General features: G+C 70.2%; 24 protein-coding genes and 3 tRNA genes. 5 read left to right on the top strand and 22 right to left on the bottom strand.

Annotated features, from left to right (window positions below):
• The first annotated feature begins 73 nt into the window (after nt 1–73).
• Nucleotides 74–1114, top strand: coding sequence for an adenosine deaminase (locus SLINC_RS26760; RefSeq protein ID WP_067437894.1), 1041 nt, complete (start codon nt 74–76; stop codon nt 1112–1114).
• Here SLINC_RS26760 and SLINC_RS26755 read toward each other — a convergent pair.
• From SLINC_RS26755 to SLINC_RS26715, 9 genes are all read right to left on the bottom strand, one after another.
• A complete protein-coding gene (locus tag SLINC_RS26755; protein WP_067437892.1) occupies nt 1095–1766 on the bottom strand; it encodes a hypothetical protein in 672 nt (223 codons plus the stop codon). The genes SLINC_RS26760 and SLINC_RS26755 overlap by 20 nt on opposite strands.
• Nucleotides 1767–1856: 90 nt before the next feature.
• Complete coding sequence (locus tag SLINC_RS26750) at nt 1857–2912, bottom strand: UDP-N-acetylmuramate dehydrogenase (protein WP_067437890.1); 1056 nt, start codon at nt 2910–2912, stop codon at nt 1857–1859.
• 451 nt (nt 2913–3363) lie between these two features.
• Nucleotides 3364–4818, bottom strand: coding sequence for a DHA2 family efflux MFS transporter permease subunit (locus SLINC_RS26745; RefSeq protein WP_067437888.1), 1455 nt, complete (start codon nt 4816–4818; stop codon nt 3364–3366).
• A gap of 108 nt (nt 4819–4926) precedes the next feature.
• The gene (locus SLINC_RS26740) at nt 4927–5496 is read right to left on the bottom strand and encodes a TetR/AcrR family transcriptional regulator (RefSeq protein ID WP_182449176.1); all 570 of its coding nucleotides are present in this window, start codon (nt 5494–5496) and stop codon (nt 4927–4929) included.
• A 134-nt stretch (nt 5497–5630) separates the two neighbouring features.
• On the bottom strand, nt 5631–6059 hold the full coding sequence (locus tag SLINC_RS26735; protein WP_067437886.1) for a MaoC family dehydratase: 429 nt from the start codon (nt 6057–6059) through the stop codon (nt 5631–5633).
• 8 nt (nt 6060–6067) lie between these two features.
• On the bottom strand, nt 6068–6520 hold the full coding sequence (locus SLINC_RS26730; protein WP_067437884.1) for a MaoC family dehydratase N-terminal domain-containing protein: 453 nt from the start codon (nt 6518–6520) through the stop codon (nt 6068–6070).
• A gap of 105 nt (nt 6521–6625) precedes the next feature.
• Complete coding sequence (gene rpmG, locus SLINC_RS26725) at nt 6626–6790, bottom strand: 50S ribosomal protein L33 (RefSeq protein WP_006347275.1); 165 nt, start codon at nt 6788–6790, stop codon at nt 6626–6628.
• Between the two features lie 96 nt (nt 6791–6886).
• Nucleotides 6887–6959 (bottom strand) — tRNA-Met (locus SLINC_RS26720).
• 46 nt (nt 6960–7005) lie between these two features.
• Nucleotides 7006–7078, bottom strand: a tRNA-Thr gene (locus SLINC_RS26715).
• 251 nt (nt 7079–7329) lie between these two features.
• On the opposite strand from SLINC_RS26715, the gene SLINC_RS26710 reads away from it, so the two are divergent.
• From SLINC_RS26710 to SLINC_RS26700, 3 genes are all read left to right on the top strand, one after another.
• A complete protein-coding gene (locus SLINC_RS26710) occupies nt 7330–8616 on the top strand; it encodes an amidohydrolase family protein (RefSeq protein ID WP_067437882.1) in 1287 nt (428 codons plus the stop codon).
• A gap of 80 nt (nt 8617–8696) precedes the next feature.
• Nucleotides 8697–9353, top strand: a complete 657-nt coding sequence (locus tag SLINC_RS26705; RefSeq protein WP_067445733.1) for an NAD(P)H-binding protein — start codon at nt 8697–8699, stop codon at nt 9351–9353.
• 2 nt (nt 9354–9355) lie between these two features.
• Nucleotides 9356–9739: a nuclear transport factor 2 family protein gene (locus SLINC_RS26700; RefSeq protein ID WP_225988393.1), complete on the top strand. Its 384-nt coding sequence runs from the start codon at nt 9356–9358 to the stop codon at nt 9737–9739.
• Nucleotides 9740–9809: 70 nt separating this feature from the next.
• On the opposite strand, the gene SLINC_RS49470 is transcribed toward SLINC_RS26700, so the two are convergent.
• Together SLINC_RS49470 and SLINC_RS26695 are read right to left on the bottom strand one after the other, a co-directional pair.
• Complete coding sequence (locus SLINC_RS49470; protein WP_079164739.1) at nt 9810–10022, bottom strand: hypothetical protein; 213 nt, start codon at nt 10020–10022, stop codon at nt 9810–9812.
• A gap of 125 nt (nt 10023–10147) precedes the next feature.
• Nucleotides 10148–10229 (bottom strand) — tRNA-Tyr (locus tag SLINC_RS26695).
• 234 nt (nt 10230–10463) lie between these two features.
• Here SLINC_RS26695 and SLINC_RS26690 point away from each other — a divergent pair.
• Nucleotides 10464–10952, top strand: a complete 489-nt coding sequence (locus SLINC_RS26690) for a YajQ family cyclic di-GMP-binding protein (protein ID WP_067437880.1) — start codon at nt 10464–10466, stop codon at nt 10950–10952.
• A gap of 112 nt (nt 10953–11064) precedes the next feature.
• On the opposite strand, the gene SLINC_RS26685 is transcribed toward SLINC_RS26690, so the two are convergent.
• The 11 genes from SLINC_RS26685 to SLINC_RS26635 all read right to left on the bottom strand — a co-directional run bounded on the left by SLINC_RS26685 (nt 11065) and on the right by SLINC_RS26635 (nt 22185).
• On the bottom strand, nt 11065–11331 hold the full coding sequence (locus SLINC_RS26685; protein WP_067437878.1) for a GlsB/YeaQ/YmgE family stress response membrane protein: 267 nt from the start codon (nt 11329–11331) through the stop codon (nt 11065–11067).
• 467 nt (nt 11332–11798) lie between these two features.
• A complete protein-coding gene (locus tag SLINC_RS26680) occupies nt 11799–12365 on the bottom strand; it encodes an SMI1/KNR4 family protein (RefSeq protein WP_067437876.1) in 567 nt (188 codons plus the stop codon).
• Between the two features lie 100 nt (nt 12366–12465).
• The gene (locus SLINC_RS26675; protein ID WP_067437874.1) at nt 12466–13668 is read right to left on the bottom strand and encodes a barstar family protein; all 1203 of its coding nucleotides are present in this window, start codon (nt 13666–13668) and stop codon (nt 12466–12468) included.
• Between the two features lie 16 nt (nt 13669–13684).
• Complete coding sequence (locus SLINC_RS26670) at nt 13685–14077, bottom strand: YccF domain-containing protein (protein ID WP_067437872.1); 393 nt, start codon at nt 14075–14077, stop codon at nt 13685–13687.
• Nucleotides 14074–14937 carry a zinc metalloprotease HtpX gene (htpX, locus tag SLINC_RS26665; RefSeq protein WP_067437870.1) on the bottom strand — a complete coding sequence of 288 codons (864 nt, stop codon included), beginning with the start codon at nt 14935–14937 and terminating at the stop codon, nt 14074–14076. Before htpX ends, SLINC_RS26670 begins: the two co-directional genes overlap by 4 nt.
• 196 nt (nt 14938–15133) lie before the next feature.
• Nucleotides 15134–16666 carry an NADH-quinone oxidoreductase subunit N gene (locus SLINC_RS26660; RefSeq protein ID WP_182449177.1) on the bottom strand — a complete coding sequence of 511 codons (1533 nt, stop codon included), beginning with the start codon at nt 16664–16666 and terminating at the stop codon, nt 15134–15136.
• A complete protein-coding gene (locus SLINC_RS26655; RefSeq protein WP_067437868.1) occupies nt 16663–18237 on the bottom strand; it encodes an NADH-quinone oxidoreductase subunit M in 1575 nt (524 codons plus the stop codon). The genes SLINC_RS26660 and SLINC_RS26655 overlap by 4 nt, the downstream gene beginning before the upstream one ends.
• A gap of 6 nt (nt 18238–18243) precedes the next feature.
• Nucleotides 18244–20238, bottom strand: coding sequence for an NADH-quinone oxidoreductase subunit 5 family protein (locus SLINC_RS26650; protein ID WP_067437866.1), 1995 nt, complete (start codon nt 20236–20238; stop codon nt 18244–18246).
• A complete protein-coding gene (gene nuoK, locus SLINC_RS26645; RefSeq protein WP_067437864.1) occupies nt 20235–20642 on the bottom strand; it encodes an NADH-quinone oxidoreductase subunit NuoK in 408 nt (135 codons plus the stop codon). The genes SLINC_RS26650 and nuoK overlap by 4 nt, the downstream gene beginning before the upstream one ends.
• Nucleotides 20642–21424, bottom strand: a complete 783-nt coding sequence (locus SLINC_RS26640) for an NADH-quinone oxidoreductase subunit J family protein (RefSeq protein WP_067437862.1) — start codon at nt 21422–21424, stop codon at nt 20642–20644. The genes nuoK and SLINC_RS26640 overlap by 1 nt, the downstream gene beginning before the upstream one ends.
• The gene (locus tag SLINC_RS26635) at nt 21421–22185 is read right to left on the bottom strand and encodes a NuoI/complex I 23 kDa subunit family protein (protein ID WP_067437860.1); all 765 of its coding nucleotides are present in this window, start codon (nt 22183–22185) and stop codon (nt 21421–21423) included. The genes SLINC_RS26640 and SLINC_RS26635 overlap by 4 nt, the downstream gene beginning before the upstream one ends.
• Nucleotide 22186 lies beyond the last annotated feature (1 nt).

The raw sequence follows: 22186 nt of genomic DNA, 5'->3' as shown, positions 1-22186 counted from the left end.
TCGTATGTGCGATCAAGACCACGTTCGGGGAATCCACTTCCGGGACGACAGTGACGTACGGCAGGATCCTGGAATGGAGCGTGTACGTGATGTCTCTGAGCTGCCCAAAGCCCATCTGCACCTGCACTTCACCGGGTCGATGCGGCCGGCGACCGTCCTGGAACTGGCCGACAAGTACGGCGTGCGCCTGCCGGAGGCGCTGACGGAGGCCCTCACCAGTGGGGAGCCGCCGAGCCTGCGGGCCACGGACGAACGGGGCTGGTTCCGCTTCCAGCGGCTGTACGACGCGGCGCGCTCGTGCCTGCGGGAGCCCGAGGACATCCGACGCCTTGTGCAGGAGGCCGCGGAGGAGGACGTCCGGGACGGCTCCGGCTGGCTGGAGATCCAGGTCGATCCGACGTCGTACGCGCCACGGCTCGGAGGGCTGATCCCGGCCCTGGAGATCATCCTGGACGCCGTGGAGACGACCTCGCGGGAGACCGGGCTCGGGATGCGGGTCCTGGTGGCCGCGAACCGGATGAAGCATCCGCTGGACGCGCGGACGCTGGCCCGGCTCGCGGTGCGGTACGCGGACCGGGGCGTGGTCGGCTTCGGGCTGTCCAACGACGAGCGCCGGGGCATGGCGCGGGACTTCGACCGTGCCTTCGCCATCGCCCGGGAGGGCGGGCTGCTGTCCGCACCCCACGGCGGTGAGCTGACCGGCCCGGCGTCGGTACGGGACTGCCTCGACGACCTCGACGCGCACCGGATCGGACACGGCGTGCGGGCGGCCGAGGATCCACGGCTGCTCAAGCGGCTCGCGGACCGGGGGGTGACGTGCGAGGTGTGCCCGTCGTCGAACGTGGCCCTGGGAGTCTACGAGAAGCCGGAGGACGTCCCGCTGCGGACGCTCTTCGAGGCGGGCGTGCCGATGGCCCTGGGCGCGGACGACCCGCTGCTCTTCGGCTCACGGCTGGCCGCCCAGTACGACATCGCCCGCGAGTACCACGGCTTCACCGACCGGGAACTGGCCGAACTGGCCCGGCAGTCGGTACGGGCGTCGGCGGCGCCGGAGGAGACCAAGGCGAAGCTGCTGGCCGGCGTGGACGAGTGGCTCAGTGGCCCGGTCTCTTGAAGTGGGCGTAGGGCGGATAGGGCTTGAAGCAGACCTCGATCTCGTAGGGGTGCCCGCCGCCGGGCGGCTGCGTCAGTCCCCAGATGCCCGTCACCCTCGCCATGTGCCCCTTGGCGACACCCTTCTGCCGCGGTCCCCAGCCCGCCGCGTACGCGAAGGTCGCGGCCACCTGGGCGAAGGACTCCCGGCTGCCGAACAGGAAGAGCGTGCGGGCGTGGGTGGCGTGCCGCAGCTCGTCCCGGAAGTCCGCGTGCTCGCTCCGCCGGAGCCAGGCCGCGGCGTCCGCGTCCGTACGCGCCTCGTCGGTCCGTGCGGACAGGGGGGTGCCGGCTTTGAGCGTGCGGCGCAGCGCGGGCCAGGCGCTGGGGCGTAGCCCGTACGAGTGGTGCGCCAGGACGAGGTCGACTCGCTGCCCCCAGCCCTCGTCCGGCGGGACCCCGTCCCTCAGCGGCACATGGACGATCGTGTGGCGTGAGTAGGCGGCGAAGGAGCACAGGCCGGCCAGCCGGTTCAGTCCGTCGTGGTCGCCGAGGAGCAGGCCGATGGGTTCCGGGGCGCTCAGCGAGGTGTGGCGCAGGGGGTGGCGGGGCTGGACTATCCGGTGTTCGTGGGGGCCTGTGCGGGGTCTGAACTCGGTGAGGCTCAGACGCATGCGGAGGTCCTGGTCTTCATGGGGTCAGCGTCGCGGTCACGCCGGTCCCCCGGCAAACGAGATTCCGGGCTACAGGCTCGAGATTCCGGACTACAGGCTGACGCCCACCGTCACCGGTTCGTTGACCAGCGTGACCCCGAAGGTGTCGCGTACCCCTGCCACGACCTCGCGGGCCAGGGTGAGGAGGTCCTCCGTGGTCGCCTCTCCGCGGTTGGTGAGGGCGAGGGTGTGCTTGGTGGAGATGCGGGCGGGGCCGGTGCCGTAGCCCTTGGTGAAGCCGGCCTTGTCGATGAGCCAGGCCGCGGAGGTCTTGGTGCGGCCCTCTCCCGCGGGGTAGGCGGGGGGCTCGGCCTCTGCGCCGAGGTGGTGCTCCACTCGTTCCCGGAATGCGGTGAACTGCTCGTCCGTCAGGATCGGGTTGGTGAAGAAGGAGCCGGCCGACCAGGTGTCGTGGTCCTCCGGGTCCAGGACCATGCCCTTTCCTGCGCGCAGCTTCAGGACGGTCTCGCGGGCGGTGGCGAGGGGGACGCGGTCGCCGGGCTCCACGCCGAGGGCTCTTGCCGTCTCGGCGTACTTGATGGGGGCGGAGAGGCCGTCGGCGTCCTCCAGCGCGAAGCGGACGCGGAGGACTACGTGGCGGGTGGGGTCTTCCTTGAAGCGGCTGTGGCGGTAGGAGAAGGCGCACTCGTCGTTGGTGAGGGTGAGCGTTTCGCCGGTGTGGCGGTCGTAGGCGATGACCTCGGTGATGGTGGAGGACACCTCCTGGCCATACGCTCCCACGTTCTGGATGGGGGTCGCGCCCGCGGAGCCGGGGATGCCGGCGAGGCACTCGATCCCGGCGAGTCCGGTCTCTACGGTGCGGGCGACCGCGTCGGTCCATACCTCGCCGGCGGCCAGTTCCAGGTGGGTGCCGGTGAGTTCTGTGCCGCGGGTGGCGATGCGCAGGGCGGTGCCCCCGAAGCCCTTGTCTCCGATGACCAGGTTGGAGCCGCCGCCGATGATCAGCAGGGGGGTGCCTGTGCTGTCGGCCTCGCGGACGGTCTCGATGACCTCCGCGTCGGTCGTCGCGGTCACCAGCCGGGTGGCGGGGCCGCCCAGGCGGAAGGTGGTCAGCGGGGCGAGGGGGGCGTTGTGTCGTACCTGCACGGGGCCAAGCGTACGGGGTGCCTGCGGCGCGCTGTGCGGGTCCGGTGGGGGCGGATGTAGCGCCTCTTGTCCGGTGGGTGGGTCGGGGCCGGGGCGGGGGGTCTCCGTCCTCGGTCCGGCGGTGCTGTGTCTTCTAGCTGTGCTGCGTGTTGGACGCCGGACGCTGCGGGCGGACACCCCCCGCCCCGACCCCTTACCGCCGTGGGCGGCCACAGCGCCCAAGGCCCGGAGGGTGCCTCATGCCCGAGGGCGGCTTTCCCTACCTAAGGGGCGCGGGGAACTGCGCGACCAGCCCCCACACACCCGCACCCGCCATACGACCGAACAAGGCACCCCAGACGGCGAAACCCGCACAGCCCACCCCACGGCGACTGCGGGCGCCTTCTTTTAGGGGCGCGGGGAACTGCGCGACCAGCCCCCACGCACCCGCAGACGACACACGACCCGACGTTCAGCCGGCGATCGTTTCCAGGGACCGGGGGGACTCGGGGGCAGGGACCGGCCCCCCGGTGGGAACACTCCGCTTCCGGGAGGGGATGAGGAGGGCCGCAACCCCCGCGACACCCACCACCGCGCTGCCAGTGACGAGCGCGGGACGCAACCCGTCGACGAAGGACTGACCCGTCTCGTAACCACCTTGCGCGGAGAAGATGGAGGCCATGACGGCGATACCGAGGGCGCCTCCGACCTCGCGGAGGGCGTTGTTGGCGCCGGAGGCGATGCCCTGTTCGGCGGGGACGACGCTGGACATGACGAGGTTGGAGGCGGGGGCGAAGAAGAGGGCCATGCCGATGCCGCTGATGATGAGGCCGGGAAGCTGGATGACGTAGGAGGCGTCGGTGGTGACGACGGCGGCCATATAGCCGAGACCCGCGGCCTGGAGGAAGAGGCCCGTGGCGACGACGGGGCGGCCGCCGATGCGGTCGGAGAGGATGCCGGCGATCGGGGCGACGAGCATCGGCATGCCGGTCCAGGGCAGCATGCGCAGCCCCGCCTCGGTGGGCGAGTAGCCGAGAACGCCCTGCATGTACTGGCTGAGCAGGAAGATCGAGCCGAACATGCCGAGGAACATCAGCAGGCTGGCCGCGTTGATCCCGGAGAAGGCACGGGAGCGGAAGAGCCGCATCGGAAGCATGGGGTACTTGGCCCGCGTGCTGTAGAGGACGAAGGCCACGAGCAGGGCCGCCCCGGTGAACAGCGCCAGCAGGACGAACGTGCTGGTCCAGCCGTCGGCGGGGCCGCGGACCAGGCCGTAGACGATCCCGAAGAGGCCGCCGCTGGCGAGCAGGGTGCCGGGGATGTCGAGCCGGGCGCCGGTGCCGTGGGACTCGGCGAGGCGGAGGCGGGCGAGCGGGAGGAGGATCAGGCCGAGCGGGACGTTCAGCCAGAAGATCCACTGCCAGGAGATGTGCTCGGTGAGGCTGCCGCCGATGAGGGGCCCGGAGGCCACGGCGAGTCCGTTGACGGCGCCCCAGATGCCGTACGCCATCCCGCGCTTGGCGGCGGGAACGGCCGCCGTGAGGAGGGTGAGGGTCAGGGGCATCATGATGGCCGCCCCCACGCCCTGGACCGCTCGGGCGGCTATGAGGCTGTCGATGCCCGGCGCCAGGGCCGCGGCGGCCGACGCTCCGGTGAAGACCGTCAGGCCCACGAGGAAGAGTCTGCGACAGCCGAAGCGGTCGCCCAGTGCCGCGCCGGTCATGAGGAGGACGGCGAAGGTGAGGGTGTACGCGCTCACCGTCCATTCCAGGTCGTGCAGGTCCCCGCCGAGGTCCTCGCGGATGGCGGGCAGCGCCGTGGTGACGACGAGGTTGTCGAGCGCCGCCATGAATCCGGCGACGCTGGTGATGACGAGGGCCCAGACGGCTCCCCCGTGACGTGCGGTCCGTGCGACTTGCTGTGTCATCGCTCCCCCAACAGTCGAACAGTTGATGAGTTAATTAGTTATTGGTCACTAAGTTTCGCGATCACGGAGAATGTCATGGAGAAGCGCCTTGGGTGATGCCTGCTGTCGTTACTTCTCCAGTCGGCCCTTGATGCGCGCCGACGGGTACAGCCCCTCCCAGACCCGGTGCTCAGGCGGAAACCCCATGGCCACCAGGCAGTTGACGAGCATGCCGTACGCCAGGAAGGTCGTCGTGTCGTCGATGTCGGCGCCGAGCGGCAGGTGGACGGTGTCCCACAACCGCATCCAGCCCCTGCGCACCTCCTCGCCGAACTCGCTGTCGCCGTCCTGCTCGGCGGCCCCCACCGCGACGTACATCTGCATCTGCATCATCAGCAGCTGGGGCCGCTCGGCGATGACCTTGGTGTACGCGTTCGCCATGGCGTGCAGGGCCTCTTCGCCCTCCAGCCCCGCGGCGGCCTCCGCGAAGATGCGGATGGTCTCCTCCACGCAGCGCCCTGCAGCGGCGAGGAAGATCGCCTTCTTGCCCGGGAAGAGCCGGAAGAGATACGGCTGCGAGACACCGACGCGCTTGGCGATCACCTCGGTCGAGGTCCCGTGGTAACCGCCGCGGGCGAACTCCCTCATCGCCGCGTCGATGACGCTCTCGCGCCTCTCCTCTGCGCTCATCCTGACCATGCGAGGAAGTTAGTACTCAATCACTAACTCCGTCAAGGGGCTCGCTGGCGGCCACCGAGTTCCGGTGTACGGGAAGGCGCGTAAGGGGCGCCCTCTATTGAGGGCGCCCCTTACGTCGAATCCTTGTGTGGCGGTCAGGCCAGCCGGACGACCGCTCGGGACATGCCCAGGATCTTCTGGCCCGCGCTGGTGGCCGTGAGGTCGACGCGAACCGTGTGGTCGTCGAGCTTGGCGCCGATCTTGCCGCTCACCTCGACGGTGGCGCCCTCGTCGTCGTTCGGGACGACGACGGGCTTGGTGAAGCGGACGCCGTACTCGACGACGGCGCCCGGGTCGCCGGTCCAGTCGGTGACCACGCGGATCGCCTCGGCCATGGTGAACATGCCGTGGGCGATGACGTCCGGGAGACCCACTTCCCTGGCGAACTTCTCGTTCCAGTGGATCGGGTTGAAGTCACCGGAGGCGCCCGCGTACCGGACGAGGGTGGCGCGGGTCACGGTGAAGGTCTGGGCGGGCAGTTCGGTGCCGACCTCGACGTCGGAGTAGGAGATCTTCGCCGTCATGGGATCGCTCACGCCTCCTCGGCCGCGCGGGCGACCAGCTTGGTCCAGGCGGTCACGACGTGCTCGCCGGCCTCGTCGTGGACCTCGCCGCGGATGTCCAGGATGTCGTTGCCCGCCAGGGACTTGATGGCCTCGATGGTCGAGGTGACGGTGAGGCGGTCGCCCGCGCGCACCGGGCGGACGTAGGAGAACTTCTGGTCGCCGTGCACCACGCGGCTGTAGTCCAGGCCGAGTTGCGGGTCCTGGATGACCTGGCCGGCCGCCTTGAAGGTGATCGCGAAGACGAAGGTCGGCGGAGCGATCACATCGGGGTGACCGAGCGCCTTGGCGGCATCGGGGTCCGTGTACGCCGGGTTCGCGTCCCCCACGGCCTCCGCGAACTCACGGATCTTCTCCCGGCCCACCTCATAGGGGTCGGTGGGCGGGTAGGTCCGCCCCACGAAGGACTGGTCGAGCGCCATGGGCCCGGTACCTCCTGGTGTCGATAACGAACGTTCGCTGAAGCGGTCGAAACGACGCGAGGCCGCCCCCCGAACTGCGGGGGCGGCCTCGAGTACGAGCCTGTTTTATCGCGTTTCGCGGTGCGCGGTGTGCGCCTTGCAACGCGGGCAGTGCTTCTTCATCTCCAGTCGGTCCGGGTTGTTACGCCGGTTCTTCTTGGTGATGTAGTTCCGCTCCTTGCACTCCACGCAGGCCAGCGTGATCTTCGGGCGGACGTCGGTGGCAGCCACAGGAGTGCTCCTTGACGAACGGATGGGACAGTTGAACGATTAACGCACAGAAGAGTAGCCGATCGAAGGACCGACCCCACAATCGGCTACTGTCAGTAGCGGTGACCGGACTTGAACCGGTGACACAGCGATTATGAGCCGCTTGCTCTACCGACTGAGCTACACCGCTGTGATGCGATCGGGCCCCGCCTCGCGGCGGGGACCTCTCACACCAGAGCCCCAATACGGAATCGAACCGTAGACCTTCTCCTTACCATGGAGACGCTCTACCGACTGAGCTATTGGGGCGAGCGATGAAGACATTACACGGTCCGCCGCCGTTCACCCAAATCCGTTTCGCGGCCCTCGTCCAGCCCTGATCCGCGCCTCTCCCACCGGCCACGGAGGCCTCTCCCGCACGGCGGACCACACCGGTACGACTATTGCGCTCCTCCCTGTCGTGAGCGTGGCGCCACCCTAGGCTCGACTCACTCTGCGTGATCTTGTGTCCCCTTTGCGCGGTCTCCGAGCTTGCGCAGCCCCCGAGCCTCTGGAGCGCGATGCCCGACAGTCAGCCGCAGCCGCCCCACTCCTCCTCCGGTTCCTCGTCCGGTTCTTCTTCCGACTCCTCGTCGGGGCGGTCCGAGGGGGCCGGGCTGCTGCTCTGCGGGGCGCGGCTCACCGACGGCCGGACCGTGGACGTACGGCTGAGCGGTGGGCGCATCGAGGCCGTCGGGACGGCCGGGAGTCTCGCGGCGGGCGGCACGCGCGCGTGCGGCGCGCGGGTGGACCTCGGCGGCTATCTGCTCCTGCCGGCTCCGGCCGAGCCGCACACGCACGGTGACACCGCCCTGTCGGCCGACGAGGACGGACCGGTCTCCTACGACCCCAGGGACGTCCAGCGCAGGGCCACGGAGGCCGCCCTGCTCCAGCTCGGCCACGGGGCGACCGCCGTGCGCGCCCATGTGCGGGTGGGCGACGTCCAGGGGCTCGGCGCGCTGGCCGCCGTCCTCCAGGCGCGGCGTTCTCTGCGCGGGCTCACGGAGCTGACGACGGTGGCGGTGCCGAGGATGCTGACCGGGGTGGCCGGTGCCGACGGGCTCGCGATACTGCGGGACGCGGTGAAGATGGGTGCGTCCGTGGTGGGCGGGTGCCCGGATCTGGACCCTGACCCGACGGGCTATGTGCAGGCGGTCCTGGAGGTCGCCTCCGAGCACGGCTGCCCCGTCGACCTGCACACCGACGCCACCGAGCCGGCCCGGCTGGCCCGGATCGCGGCGATGGCCGGGGGGCTGCGTCCCGGTGTGACGCTCGCCCCGTGCGGCGGTCTCGGCCGTCTGCCCACCGAGGTGGCCTCCCGCACCGCCGACCAGTTCGCCGCCGCCGGCGTCACCGTGGTGTGCGTGCCCCAGGGCGGCTGCGGCGGCGTCGAACGCCGGGACACGGCTCCGGTACGGCTGTTGCGCGCGGCCGGTGTGCGGGTGGCCGCCGGGAGCGGCGCCCTGCGGGACGTCTCCAATCCCGTGGGTCGCGGGGACCCCCTGGAGGCGGCCTACCTGCTGGCCTCCCGCCACGGCCTGCGTCCCGAGGACGCCTACGACGCGGTGAGCGCCTCGGCGCGCGCCGTCCTGGGCCTGCCGGAGGTCCGCGTAGAGGCGGGCTTCCCGGCCGAACTGCTGGCCGTACGCGGTGACCGGCTGGCGGGGGCGCTGTCCCTGGCGTACAGCCGGATCGTGGTGCACCGAGGGCGCGTGGTGGCGCGGACCAGCGCGGTGCGGGAGTACTGCGACTCCGCTGTGGCGGCCGAGTTGGGGTTGCCCAGGCAAGGGCGGGGCCAGGTGTCGTAGCTCGCGGTCTTGGGCTGCGCCTGTGAGGCGTGGCCGGAGTTGTGCGGCGGATGCGGTCGGCCGGGCGTACGGTCGAAGGCATGCGCATTGTCATCGCTGGTGGTCATGGTCAGATCGCGCTGCGGCTGGAGCGGCTGCTCGCCGCGCGCGGGGACGAGGTCGCGGGGATCATCCGCCGCGCCGAACAGGGCGACGACCTCCGGGAGGTCGGTGCCGAACCGGTGCTGCTCGACCTGGAGTCGGCCTCGGTCGAGGAGGTCGCGGAGCGACTGCGGGGCGCGGACGCGGCGGTGTTCGCCGCGGGTGCCGGTCCGGGCAGCGGCGCGGCCCGCAAGGACACGGTGGACAAGGCCGCGGCGGTGCTCTTCGCGGACGCGGCGGTACGGGCGGGCGTACGGCGCTTCCTGGTCGTGTCCTCCATGGGCGCGGACCCGAAGCACGAGGGCCGCGAGATCTTCGACGTCTATCTGCGGGCCAAGGGCGAGGCCGACGCGTACGTGAGGGGCCTGGACGCCCTGGACTGGACGATCCTGCGCCCCGGCGCCCTGACGGACGACGCCGGCCAGGGCCTCGTCCGTCTGGAGGCGCACACGGGCCGCGGCCCCATCCCTCGCGACGACGTGGCGGCCGTACTGGTGGAGTTGCTGGACACGCCCGCGACGGCCGGGCTGGTCCTGGAGCTGGTGAGCGGGTCGACGCCGGTCTCGGTGGCGGTCAAGTCGGTGGCGGGAAACTGACGTTGGCCGCCGAGGGGGTTCCGGCCGCGCGAGAGGCGCTGCTGCGGCGCATGTACGAGGTCTTCTCCACCGACGAGCGCGACACCTTCGTCCCGCACTGCCTGGCTCCCGACGTGGACTGGCCGAACGTCCTGGACGGAGTCCGGCTCCACGGCCGCGAGGCGGTACGGGCCTACTGGGCCCGTCAGTTCGCGGCCGGGCATCCCCTCGTGCGACTGGAGGCGCTACGGCCCGACGACGGCGACGCGGTGGTGGCCACCGTCCGGCTGGGAATGCGGGACGCGGAGGACGATCACTGGGCCGGGACGGTCGAGCACGTGTACCGGTTCGGCGGAGACGGGCTGGTGACGCGGATGGATGTGCGGGCTGCGGCTTCCGACGCGTGAGTTTCTTGTCGGTGTGTTCCTTGCCGCGCCTCTGAATCCCTTCTGGTCCCTTCTGGTCCTTCCGATCCCTTTAAAACAGGGGCAGTTGCCCGGGGAACTCGGGGACGACATACCCGTCCAGCGCCGGTTGCGCGGCCCCGAGTTCCGCCTGCCTGCGGGACCCGGGACACGAGACCAGGTCTCCGCTCCCCCGCGCGCCGGGCGGATCATGGCGAGCGAAGCGACCGGCGACGACGGCGATCTCGCGGCGGCATTCGGGGCAGTGTCTGCGGCGCGTGGACATGGGGACAGTGTGCCCCGCACGGACCCGGGAGCGGCCGACCCGTACGCCGCATGGGCCACATAGGCCACACACGAAGAGACCCCCTCCCCCTGCGTTTCCGCAGAGGGAGGGGGTCTTCCCCAAAGTGGCGGCGCCAGGATTCGAACCTGGGAAGGCTGAGCCGGCAGATTTACAGTCTGCTCCCTTTGGCCGCTCGGGCACACCGCCGGGGGTTGTTGCCCTTCGAACCGCTTTTCGGCGGGCCTCTGTGGCAACGACGTAAACAATACCCGATAGGGAGGGGTGCTTCGCCACCCGATTGATCTGCGCTCGGGGGGCAGGGGGTGGCTAGGCTTGTCCGGATGCGGCCCGGGTAGTGCCGGGCTCGGCGGCCGCCCCCACGCACGCCGATACGGACCCGTACGCACGCCGATACGCACCCGATACAAGGAGCCACAGGACATGGCCGACTCCAGTTTCGACATCGTCTCGAAGGTCGAGCGGCAGGAGGTCGACAACGCCCTCAACCAGGCCGCCAAGGAGATCTCGCAGCGCTACGACTTCAAGGGTGTGGGTGCCTCGATCTCGTGGTCCGGCGACAAGATCCTGATGGAGGCGAACTCCGAGGACCGGGTGAAGGCCGTCCTCGACGTCTTCCAGTCCAAGCTGATCAAGCGCGGGATCTCGCTGAAGGCGCTGGACGCCGGTGAGCCGCAGCTGTCCGGCAAGGAGTACAAGATCTTCGCGTCGATCGAGGAGGGCATCTCCCAGGACAACGCGAAGAAGGTGGCGAAGATCATCCGGGATGAGGGTCCCAAGGGCATCAAGGCCCAGGTGCAGGGTGACGAGCTGCGGGTCAGCTCCAAGAGCCGCGACGACCTCCAGGCCGTCATCGCCCTGCTGAAGGGCAAGGACTTCGACTTCGCGTTGCAGTTCGTGAACTACCGGTAGCTGGAACGTGGTGCCCGGAAGAAGCGCTGGGCCGCTGGGAGGGGCGGGGACCCGGAGGTGACCGGGTGCCCGCCCCTCCGTACTGCTGGCTGCGGTTCGGGGGTCGGGGTGCTCAGTTGCGTGAGTTGCCGAACAGGATGCGATAGGCCACCAGCAGGACGAACGAGCCGCCGATCGCCGCCGCCCAGGTGGCACCGTCGTAGAAGCTCTGGGAGATCGGGTGGTCCAGCCAGCGGGCCGATATCCAGCCACCGGTGAACGCGCCCGCGACGCCGATCAGGGTCGTACCGATGAAGCCGCCCGGGTCACGTCCCGGCAGCAGGAACTTGGCGATGGCTCCGGCCAAGAGGCCGAGGATGATCCAGCTGATGATGCTCATGCCGTGAACCTGCCCTTCCGAGCTGTGCCCGTGCCGTCCCAAGCCTGTGATCTTGGTCGCCACCGGCGGTGTTGGTGCGTGGCGCTACGGGTGAGTGTTCGTCCCGTGTTGATGAAGAGGACGACACGGCCGCACTCACCGGTTGCAGCGATCAGTGACGTGCGCCGCATGACACCTTCCGGCGCAGAACTGCGGCGCACCCTGGGCGTGGGCGACGCCGTGGTCATCGGGCCGGGTTCGATGATCGGTGCCGGCATGGCTCCCGCTGCCCGGGTGGTGCCGGCGGTGGGTCTGCTCGGCTGCGTGGTCCTGGCATGCGCGCTGCCAGGGGTCTCGGTGGTCGTGGGGGCTGGGGTTCTGGGTGTGGGTGTGGGTGTGGGTGTGGTGGCTTATGTGGTGCGGCGGAGGTTGGCAGGGCGGAAGGGCCAACCCGGCTGAGGAGCGTCGGGGCGGTGGTCGTGCTTGTGTCAGGACGCCTGCGTGAACGCCGTACGTATGCGGAAGTCGGTCCACGGAGCCATTTCCAGGTCCTCGTTCGTCTCCTCGTACCAACCGGTGCCGTCCGTCCAGGTGCGGAGCCAGTCCGCGAGGGTGGGGGCGTCCACGAACCAGGCGTGGTCGGCGTCGTCGGCGTTCGGCTCGAAAAGTAGGACGGGGTTGCGCGGGCTGTGGCAGTCGACGCACGCGTACATGGCGCAGCCCCAGTGGGATATCGGCAACACACCCGCGGGCCAGGGCCAGTCGGGGTCCTTGCGGCCGCTCTCGCGGTTGGCGAGGTACTGCGCCACGGCGGCGGGCTCACCGGAGGGGAGACTGTCCAGCAGGGGCAGCAGGCCGTACTCCGGGCCGAATCCGCCGTCTCCTATCCGGACGTAGAGCTCGGCGAGGAGCGCGGGCAGAGGGAAGCCCAGGGCGGACTCGGCGCGGGCCAGGGTGGTGGTGTCCACCGGCTCGGGGAGTGAAGTCCAGCCCCAGGGACGGGTGTTGCGCGCCTTGGCCGCCACCTGTGTCAGCAACTGCTCGCTCTCGGTCATGCATTCATGATGCAAGGTGCCACCGACAATCGCTCGGGCCTGTGGACAACCTCGGCATGCCACGGATCCTGCCTGTGGACAACTGCGTCGGCGCAAGGTGTCAGGCGAGGCGGACCTCGACGTTCTTCTCGGCCAGGAACGCGAGGAGTTCCTCGAAAACCAGCGAGCGACCGTGGCCCGCCTGCCCAGCGGTGGCAGGAGTGGAAGCGGCAGCTGTCGCAGTGGCAGCCGGGGCGTCCAAGCAGGCTCGGGCCACATCGGCGTCGTGCCAGACGAGGGTGAGCGGCGGTGTGGCGCCCCAGCGACCGCAGAGGCAGTCCGCCAGGGCGTCGAGGCCCCAGCCGAAGTAGCCGCCGGGGCCATTGACCGCCTCTCCGAGGGCACAGAAGAAGCCGGGGCGGTCGGTGATGTGACGGCCGTCGAGGTGGTAGGTCGTGCCGGCGGGCCGATCCGGACCACCGTGGGGGTGGTTCTCCCTGGCGGTGTCCAGCCAGAAGTCGCGCGCGGCGGTGTCGATCCGCGCCCAACGGTTGGGCTCGGTCGGCCGGCCCTCCCCCCACAGCTCCCATACCTCCCGCGCCGCGAGAGGCGGCCGCTCCGACCACAGGTCGAGAGTGAGATCGACCAGACCCGAGCCGCGGGCGGAGGGTATCCATGCCCGCACCTCGCCCTCGGCGGCGGCCTGCACGGGGCGGCCGGAGGAGTCGACGCGCACGACCTTCGCGTGGCCGAGGTCCTCCTCACCGCTGTCCAGCGCCGCACGCAGGGTGCCTCGGGGTGCGCAGCCCAGCAGCCGCAGCGGGGGTTCCAGGGGTTCGTCCCCGTCCAGGCCGATGCGGGCCAGGTCTCGGCAGGTGCCGAGCCGTTCGCCGGTGGCGTCGAGCAGTCGGTAGCCCGGGGACAGTGGAGGACACTGCGGGTATCCCCAGGAATTGTCGTCGGACTCGATGGCCTCGACCGTGATGTCCCGCAGCGTCAGATCACGGGCACAGGCGCGGTCGCCCAGGACGCGCGCGTCCTCCAGGTACCACTCGCCGACCGCCGTACCGGACTTGTCGAGGATCTCCAGGGTGAGGATGCCGAGCGGTGCCGAACCCTCGGCTCGCGCACCGGTGAGGGCCGCCGACAGTCGGCCCTCCGGTGCACAGCCGAGGAGTTCGTACGTACCGCGTGTGGGGGGAGGCGGGTCGGCGAAGAGGTCGGCGGCGTCCTGGCACAGGGCCCACGTCTCCTCGTAGCCTTCCTCGCCCTCGTACTCGGCACGTCGGTCGTACGACAGCAACAGGTACTTCGGCTTCCCCACCCCTACGGTCCGCCTGTCAGCGCGCGGCGAACGGCTGGTCCGTGGGCACGATCTCGCGTCCCAGCGGGAACAACGAGACCGGAATCAGCTTGAAGTTGGCGATGCCGAACGGGATACCGATGATCGTCACGCACAGCACGATGCCGGTGACGATGTGGCCGATGGCCAGCCACCAGCCGGCGAGAACCAGCCAGAGCACGTTGACCACGAAGGACGGCGCGCCCGCGTCACGGCGCTCGACCGTGGTGTATCCGAAGGGCCACAGGGCGTAGACGCCGATACGGAAGGCCGCTACGCCGAACGGGATGCCGATGATCGTGATGCACAGCAGCACGCCCGCGGCCAGGTAGCCGAGGAAGAGCCAGAAGCCGCTCAGGACGAGCCATATGAGGTTCAGGATGGTTTTCACTGTGGGGGACCTGCCATCTTCTCGAGCCGGGCGATGCGCTCCGCCATCGGCGGGTGTGTCGAGAACATTTTGGACAGTCCCTGGCCAGGGCGGAAGGGGTTCGCGATCATCATGTGGCTCGCGGTCTCGATGCGCGGCTCGGGGGGCAACGGAAGCTGCTTGGTGCCCGTTTCGAGCTTCCGCAGCGCGCTGGCGAGGGCGAGCGGGTCACCGGTGAGCTGGGCGCCGGACGCGTCGGCCTCGTACTCCCTGGAGCGGCTGATGGCCAGCTGGATGAGGCTGGCCGCGAGCGGCCCCAGGATCATGATCAGCAGCATGCCGAGGAGACCCGGGCCGTCGTCGTCGTCCGAGCGGCCGATCGGGATCAGCCAGGCGAAGTTGACCAGGAACATGATCACGGAGGCGAGGGCGCCCGCGACCGAGGAGATCAGGATGTCGCGGTTGTAGACGTGGCTGAGCTCGTGGCCGATCACTCCGCGCAGCTCGCGCTCGTCCAGGAGGCGCAGGATGCCGTCCGTGCAGCACACGGCGGCGTTGCGCGGGTTGCGGCCGGTGGCGAAGGCGTTGGGCGCTTCCGTCGGGGAGATGTACAGGCGGGGCATCGGCTGGCGGGCCTGGGTGGAGAGTTCGCGGACCATGCGGTACAGGCCGGGCGCCTCGAACTCGCTGACCGGACGGGCGCGCATCGCGCGTAGAGCCAGCTTGTCGCTGTTCCAGTACGCGTAAGCGTTGGTGCCCAGGGCGATCACGACTGCTACTACGAGCCCCATCCGGCCGAACAAGCTGCCGATGACGATGATGAGTGCGGACAGTCCCCCGAGGAGTACTGCGGTCCTGAGCCCGTTGTGCCGGCGGTGCACGGTACGCCCTCCAAGTCGTGCAGCAGGGGGAACCCTTTGCTTGCTGATCTGCCTTGTCGATCTGCCGTGTCACTGGTGTCGTGGCGTCACGTCCAGTGGACCCTCCCGATCTGCTCAACGCCAGGCGAGGGCCACTAGTTCCCTTGTGCGTACGGCTGCCCACGTCGGCCGTCCGGGTGATGACCGGCGAGGATGCTCAGAACAGACCGGTGTCGGCGAAGCGCAGGACCAGCTGAGGCGCTCCGGAGAGGGCGATGCCAATGACGCCGGTCAGGGCGATCGTGGCGGTGAGGGGCGCGGGCACACGGTGCTTCACGGGCTCGCCCTCGGGCGCCCGGAACAGCAGGGCCGTCCACTGGAGGTAGTAGAACAGCGCGATCACGACGTTGACCGCCATGACGACGGCGAGCCAGCCCAGCCCCGCGTCGACGGCCGCGGAGAAGACGGTGACCTTGGCGAACAGGCCGATGATGCCCGGCGGCAGACCTGCCAGGCAGAGCAGGAAGAACGCCAGGAGGAGGGCCGCGAGGGGGTTCGACGCGTACAGGCCGCGGTAGTCGACGAGGCGGTTGAGCAGCTGCGTGCGGCCCACCAGGGCGGCCACGGCGAAGGCGCCGAGGTTCACGGCGGCGTACATGAGGGCGTACGCGAGCGTGGAGCCGACCGACCGCTCGGCGTCGTCGGAGTACGCGGCGGCGGCGATCGGTACGAGGAGGTAGCCGGCCTGCCCGACGGACGACCAGGCGAGCAGCCGTACGGCGCTGTACGCGCGCGTGGCCTGCTGCCGGAGGGCGCCGACGTTGCCGACGGTCATGGTGAGGGCGGCCAGGGCCGCGAGGGCGGGGCCCCAGACGTCGGCGTACGACGGGAGGGCGACGACCGTGACAAGGATCAGGCCGGAGAAGCCGACCGCCTTGCCGACGACCGACAGATAGGCGGCGATCGGGAGGGGTGCTCCCACGTAGGTGTCCGGCACCCAGAAGTGGAACGGGACGGCGGCCGTCTTGAAGGCGAAGCCGATGAGGGTGAGGACCACACCGGTCTGGGCGAGGGTGTGCAGCTGGCCGTCGACGTCCTGGATGCGTTCGGCGATCTGCGTGAGGTAGAGGGTGCCGGTGGTGGCGTAGACGAAGCTGACGCCCATGAGGCTGACCGCGGTCGCGGTGACCGAGGACAGGAAGAACTTCAGGGCCGCCTCTGAGGACTTCTTGTCACCGTGCCTCAGGCCGACGAGCGCGAAGGCGGGCAGGGAGGCGACCTCCAGGGCGACGATCAGAGTGGCCAGGTCTCGGGAGGCCGGCAGGAGGGCGGCTCCGGCCGCGGAGGACAGCAGCAGGAACCAGTACTCCCCTTCGGGGAGTCCCTTGTCGGCGTCCTTGAGGGCGGTGACCGACAGCAGGGCCGTGAGGAGGGCACCGCCCAGGACGAGGAGTTGGAGGACGAGCGTGAAGCGGTCGGCCGTGTAGCTGCACACGTCGGGAGTGCCGGTCAGGCAGAAGGTGGAGCGGTCGCCGTCCAGGAGGGGCAGCAGCATGAGCGTGGCGGCGGTGAGGCCCGCGACCGACAGCCAGCCGAGGAGGAACTTCTTCTTGTCGCCGACGAACAGATCGGCGACCAGGGCGACGAGTCCGACGACCGCCGCGATGGTGGGCGGCGCGATGGCGAGCCAGTCGACGGACTGGACGAGGTTCGCGGCCAGCGGCTGGGCCGAAGAGGCCAGGGAGCTCATCGGGTGCCTCCTGCGAGGAGCTGCTGCACGGCCGGATCGGTCAGACCGAGCAGGGCCTTCGGCCAGAGACCGGCGGCGACGGTGAGGGCGACGAGCGGGGTCCAGGCAGCGAACTCGTAAGCGTGGACGTCGACGAGCTTCGGGGCTTCCTGCGGTACGGCGCCCATGCAGACGCGGCGGACCACGATCAGCATGTACGCGGCCGTGAGCAGCGTGCCGAACGCGCCGATCGCCATGAAGGTGAGGAAGGCGGGGCGGCTGAGGTCGTCGGCGGGCCGGAACGCTCCGAACAGCGCCAGCATCTCGCCCCAGAACCCGGCGAGGCCGGGCAGGCCGAGCGAGGCGACAGCGCCGAAGGCGAGCAGCCCGCCGAGGCGCGGCGCCTTGCCGTAGAGCGCGGCGCCGGCCTCCTTGGCGAGGGCGTCGAGGTCGGTGGTGCCGGTGCGGTCCTTCAACGCGCCGACCAGGAAGAACAGCAGGCCGGTGATGAGGCCGTGGGCGATGTTGGCGAACAGGGCGCCGTTCACGCCGGTGGGCGTCATGGTCGCGATGCCGAGCAGGACGAAGCCCATGTGGCCGACGGAGGAGTAGGCGATCAGCCGCTTGAGATCGCCCTTCGCGCCCTGCTTGGCGAGGGCCAGGCAGGCCAGGGACCCGTAGATGATCCCGACGACGGCGAAGGCGGCGAGGTAGGGCGCGAAGTCACGGAAGCCGTCGGGCGCGATCGGCAGGAGAATCCGGACGAAACCGTACGTTCCCATCTTCAGCATGACGCCGGCCAGCAGGACCGAGCCGACGGTCGGCGCGGCGGTGTGGGCGTCGGGCAGCCAGCTGTGCAGCGGCCACATCGGCGTCTTCACCGCGAGCCCGATCCCGATCGCCAGAACGGCGATGACCTGCACGGATGCGGTCAGGGACCGGCCGTTGTCAGTGGCGAGTGCCACCATGTCGAACGTGCCCGCCTTGATTCCGATCAGGAGCAGGCCCAGCAGCATGACGACCGAACCGAGCAGCGTGTAGACGATGAACCGCCAGGCGGCCCGGGTCCGCCCCTCTCCGCCCCAGCGGGCGATGAGGAAGTACATCGGGATGAGGACCATCTCGAAGGCGAGGAAGAACAACAGCAGGTCGAGGACGGCGAAGGTCGCGAGGGTGCCGGCCTCCAGGACGAGCAGCAGTGCGACGAAGGCCTTCGGAGTCGGTCCCGCGGGCAGCTTGAAGTACGAGTAGAGCGCGCAGAGGAAGGTCAGCAGCGCCGACAGGACCAGGAGGGGGAGGGAGATGCCGTCGATGCCGAGGTGGATGCGCACGTCGAGTGCGGGGATCCAGCTGATGTCGGTCGTGGCCTGCATCTTCGACGGATGGTCGTGGTCGAAGCCGACCGCGAGGACGATCGCGGCCACGAGGATCGCGCCGGTCACGGTCACACCGTGCCGCAGCACGGCCTGCTCGGGCGACTTCCCCTTCAGCCCGGGCGGGGCGGGCAGGAGGGCGGCGACGGCTCCGAGGAGCGGACCGACCACGATGAACGCCAGAAGGACCTGCATCACGGACTCGTTGATATCGATCACGCCTGCTCACGCTCCCGTGGCGACGAGGACGGCGGCGACCACCAGGACGACGGTGCCGGCGAGCAGCGCGCTCACATAGGTCTGGAGATTGCCCGTCTGGGCACGTCGTACGGCGGTCCCCAGCAGGCGGGGCAGCGCGCCCGCGCCGCGTACGTAGGTCTCGACGACCTCGCGGTCGAGGAACCGGACGAGGGTGGCTCCGGCTTGGACCGGGCGGACGAACAGGGCCGCGTACAGGGCGTCGAGGTGGAAGCCGACGGCCGCGTGGCGGTGCAACGGGCCCAGCAGCAGGCGGCCCGGGTCCGCGGGGTCGGGCGCCGACGCCACGTTTCCGTACGCGGGGGCGTGGCTGGCGATGGCCTCTGCCTCGACGAGTCCGGCGTCGCCCTCGGGGTGGGCGGCGACCGCGCCGAGCGGGGTACGGGCCGCCAAGGCCGTGGTGTGCCGCCAGGCCGCGTAGGTGACGAGGCCGCCGACCAGCGCCACACCTGTGCCGAGGACGGAGGTGGTGAGGGTCGGGGTCAGGTCACGGCCGTCGAACCAGTCGGGCAGCACGCGGTAGGCGAGTCCGCCGACGGCGAAGGACGGGACGGCCAGGACCCACAGCACGAGGGTCATGGTGCGGGGCTGCCTGCCGTGGTCGGGGGCCGAGGCGCCCCGGCCATGGAAGGCCAGCAGCCACAGGCGTGTCGCGTACGCGGCGGTGAGGAGGGCGGTGAACAGGCCGGCCACCAGGACGGTCCAGCCGGCGGCGCCGGGGGCGTGCTCGGTGTGGCCGGTGGCGACGTGCTCGGCGGCGCCGAGGACGGACTCCTTGGAGAAGAAGCCACTGAAGGGCGGGATCGCGGCGAGCGCGAGGAGCGCCACGGTCATCGTCCAGTAGGCGTCGGGCACGCGTCGGCGCAGGTCCTTCATGCGGGACATGGCGGCCAGCGAGTTGGTGCCGGCGGCGTGGATGATCACGCCCGCCGCGAGGAACAGCAGCGCCTTGAAGGCGCCGTGCGAGAGGAGGTGGAAGACGGCGGCCCCGCGATCGCCGACGGCGAGGGCGCCGGTCATGTAGCCGAGCTGGCCGATCGTCGAGTAGGCGAGGACGCGCTTGATGTCGTCCTGGGCGAGCGCGGTGAGCGCCGAGCCGGCCATCGTGACGGCGGCCATGACGGCGAGGACGACCATCGCGGCCCGGGAGGCCTCGAAGACGGGAAGGAGACGGGCGACGAAGTAGACACCGGCGGCGACCATCGTCGCGGCGTGGATGAGCGCGGAGACGGGGGTGGGGCCCGCCATCGCGTCGGGGAGCCAGGTGTGCAGCGGGAACTGCGCCGACTTGCCCGCCACTCCGGCCAGGAGCAGCAGGGCGATCAGGGTCGGGTGGTCGAGTCCGCCGCTCGCGACGGCGCCCAGGACGCGGGTGATACGGAAGGACCCGGCGTCGGTGGCCAGTGCGAACAGGCCGATCAGGAACGGGACGTCACCGAGCTTGGTCACCAGGAAGGCCTTGAGGGAGGCGGCGCGGGCCTCCGGAGTCTCCCAGTAGTGGCCGACCAGGAAGTACGAGCAGATGCCCATGATCTCCCAGCCGACCAGCAGCACCATCAGGTCGCCGGAGTAGACGACGAGGAGCATCGCGGAGGTGAAGAGAGAGACGAGAGCGGCGTAGGAGGGGTAGCGCGGGTCGTCGCGCAGGTAGCCGGTGGAGTAGATCTGCACGCAGGTGGCGACGAGGCCGACCAGGACGGCGACGAGGGCGGCGAAGCCGTCGATGTGCAGGGCCAGTTCGATCGGTACCGAGCCGGTGGGCGTGAGTTCGGTGGTGGCGTCCACGGCCTGGTCGCCGCCCTGGCGCACGGCGACCAGCGCGGCGAGGACGAGGGAGGCGAGCGTCGGGAGGACGGCGAGCGGGCGGACGAAGCCGGGGGCCGTGCGTCCCAGGAGCAGACCGGCCCCGGCGCCCAGGAAGGGAAGGAGGGGGACGAGGACGGCGAGGGTGGTCGTGGTCACGCGGTGGCCTCAGCCTTCCCGGTCCGTGCGGCCGGATCGGCCGTGGGGGCGTCGCTGTCGGAGCCGTCGGCCGGGTGGCTCTCGGGGGCCTCGGCGGAGTCGCGGAGCTTGTCGATGTCCGAGGTGCCGCGGTTGCGGTACACGGCGAGGACGATCGCGAGGCCGATGCCGATCTCGGCGGCGGCGATGGCGATGGTGAACAGGGTCAGGGCCTGCCCGGAGTGCAGGGTCTCCTCGGCGGCCCTGCTGAGCCACACGTCGAAGGCGACGAGGTTGAGGTTGACCGCGTTGAGCATCAACTCGACCGACATCAGGACGAGGATCGCGTTGCGGCGGGCGAGCACGCCGTACAGACCGGTGCTGAAGAGGAGGACGGAGAGTACGGCGGGGTAGGCGAGGTGCATCAGCGGGTGCCTTCCTGCTCGGCCGACGCAGTTCCCTCGGCCGGTGCAGTTTCCTCGGCCGACGCAGTTCCCTTGTCCGGCTCGTTTCGCCCGATCGGGTAATTACGGGAATCCGGGACGGATGGGGAACCACCGGTCACAGCCCGGGAGTTCACAGGGGGAGAGCTTGTCTCCGCCTTCGTCTTGCGGGAGAGGACGATCGCTCCCACCAGGGCGGCGAGAAGGAGGACGGAGAGGGCCTCGAAGGGCAACACCCAGTTCTGGAACAGGCTGGCTCCGGTGGCCTCGGTGGAGCCGGCGGCCGGGCCGTCCAGGTCGATCCAGGTCGTGCGGAAGGCGTCCACGACGACCCAGACCAGAGCCGCACCCGCGGCGACGGCCACGGTGAGGGCGGCCCACCGGTTGCCGGAGTCGGCGTCCGGGGACCGGCCGATCGGGGCCCTGGTGAGCATCAGACCGAACAGAAGGAGGACGACGACGGAACCGACGTAGATGAGGACCTGCACCCAGGCGATGAACTCGGCGGTGAGCAGGAGGTACTCGACGGCGAGCCCACCGAGGGCCACCACGAGCCACAGGGCGGCGTGCACCAGCTGCTTGGTGGTGACGGTGACGAGGGCAGCGCCGAAGGTGACCAGGCCGACGAGAAGGAAGGCGATCTCGACACCGGTCGGCGAGAGAAAGCCTTGGGACTCGGCGGCCGTGGTGACGAGAAAGCCGTGGGATCCGGCGGCCGCGGTGGTGTCCGTGGCGAGGTGGGCGGCGGTCGCTGCGAGAGTCATCCCTGGCCCCCCTGATCCGGTCCTGGCTGATCCGGCCTCGGCTGATCCGGTCCTGGTTCATCCGGCCTCGGCTCGTCGAGCTTTGGCTGGTCGGGCTTTGGCTGGTCGGGCCGCGGCTGGTCCGTCTGCTGCTTGGAGTCGCCCTGCGGGCGGGTGGGTCGCTCGGCTGCCCGGGCCTGTTCGTCGGCGTGGGGCTCGGTGACCGGCGGGGCCTGCTGGGCTGCCAGCTTCTCGGCGGACTTGCGGGCGGCCGCGATCTCCTTCGGTTCCTCCGCGCCGGGATCGAGGGCGGGAGGGGCCGGGACGGTCCACATCCACTCACGGAGCTTGTCGCGTTCGTGGGTGAGGTCGCGGATGTCGGTCTCGGCGTACTCGAACTCCGGAGACCAGAACAGAGCGTCGAAAGGACAGACCTCGATGCAGATACCGCAGTACATGCACAGGGAGAAGTCGATGGCGAAGCGGTCGAGGACGTTACGGCTGCGTTCGCGGCCGCCGGGGGTCGCCGCCGGGACCGTCTCCTTGTGGGAGTCGATGTAGATGCACCAGTCCGGGCACTCCCGGGCGCACAGCATGCAGACCGTGCAGTTCTCCTCGAACAGGCCGATCACACCGCGGGTACGGGGCGGAAGGTCGGGCTGGACGTCCGGGTACTGCTCGGTGACGGTCTTCCGCGTCATCGTACGGAGGGTGACGGCCAGGCCCTTGGCGAGGCCCGAGCCGGGAATGCGGGGCCGGGAGGGCGGGAGAGGCGCGGCCATG

It is taken from the genome of Streptomyces lincolnensis (assembly GCF_001685355.1).
In the GTDB taxonomy this organism is placed as follows: Bacteria; Actinomycetota; Actinomycetes; order Streptomycetales; family Streptomycetaceae; genus Streptomyces; species Streptomyces lincolnensis.
The sequence above is the reverse complement of the archived record's forward strand: the minus strand, read 5'-3'. Positions and strand labels throughout refer to the sequence as shown.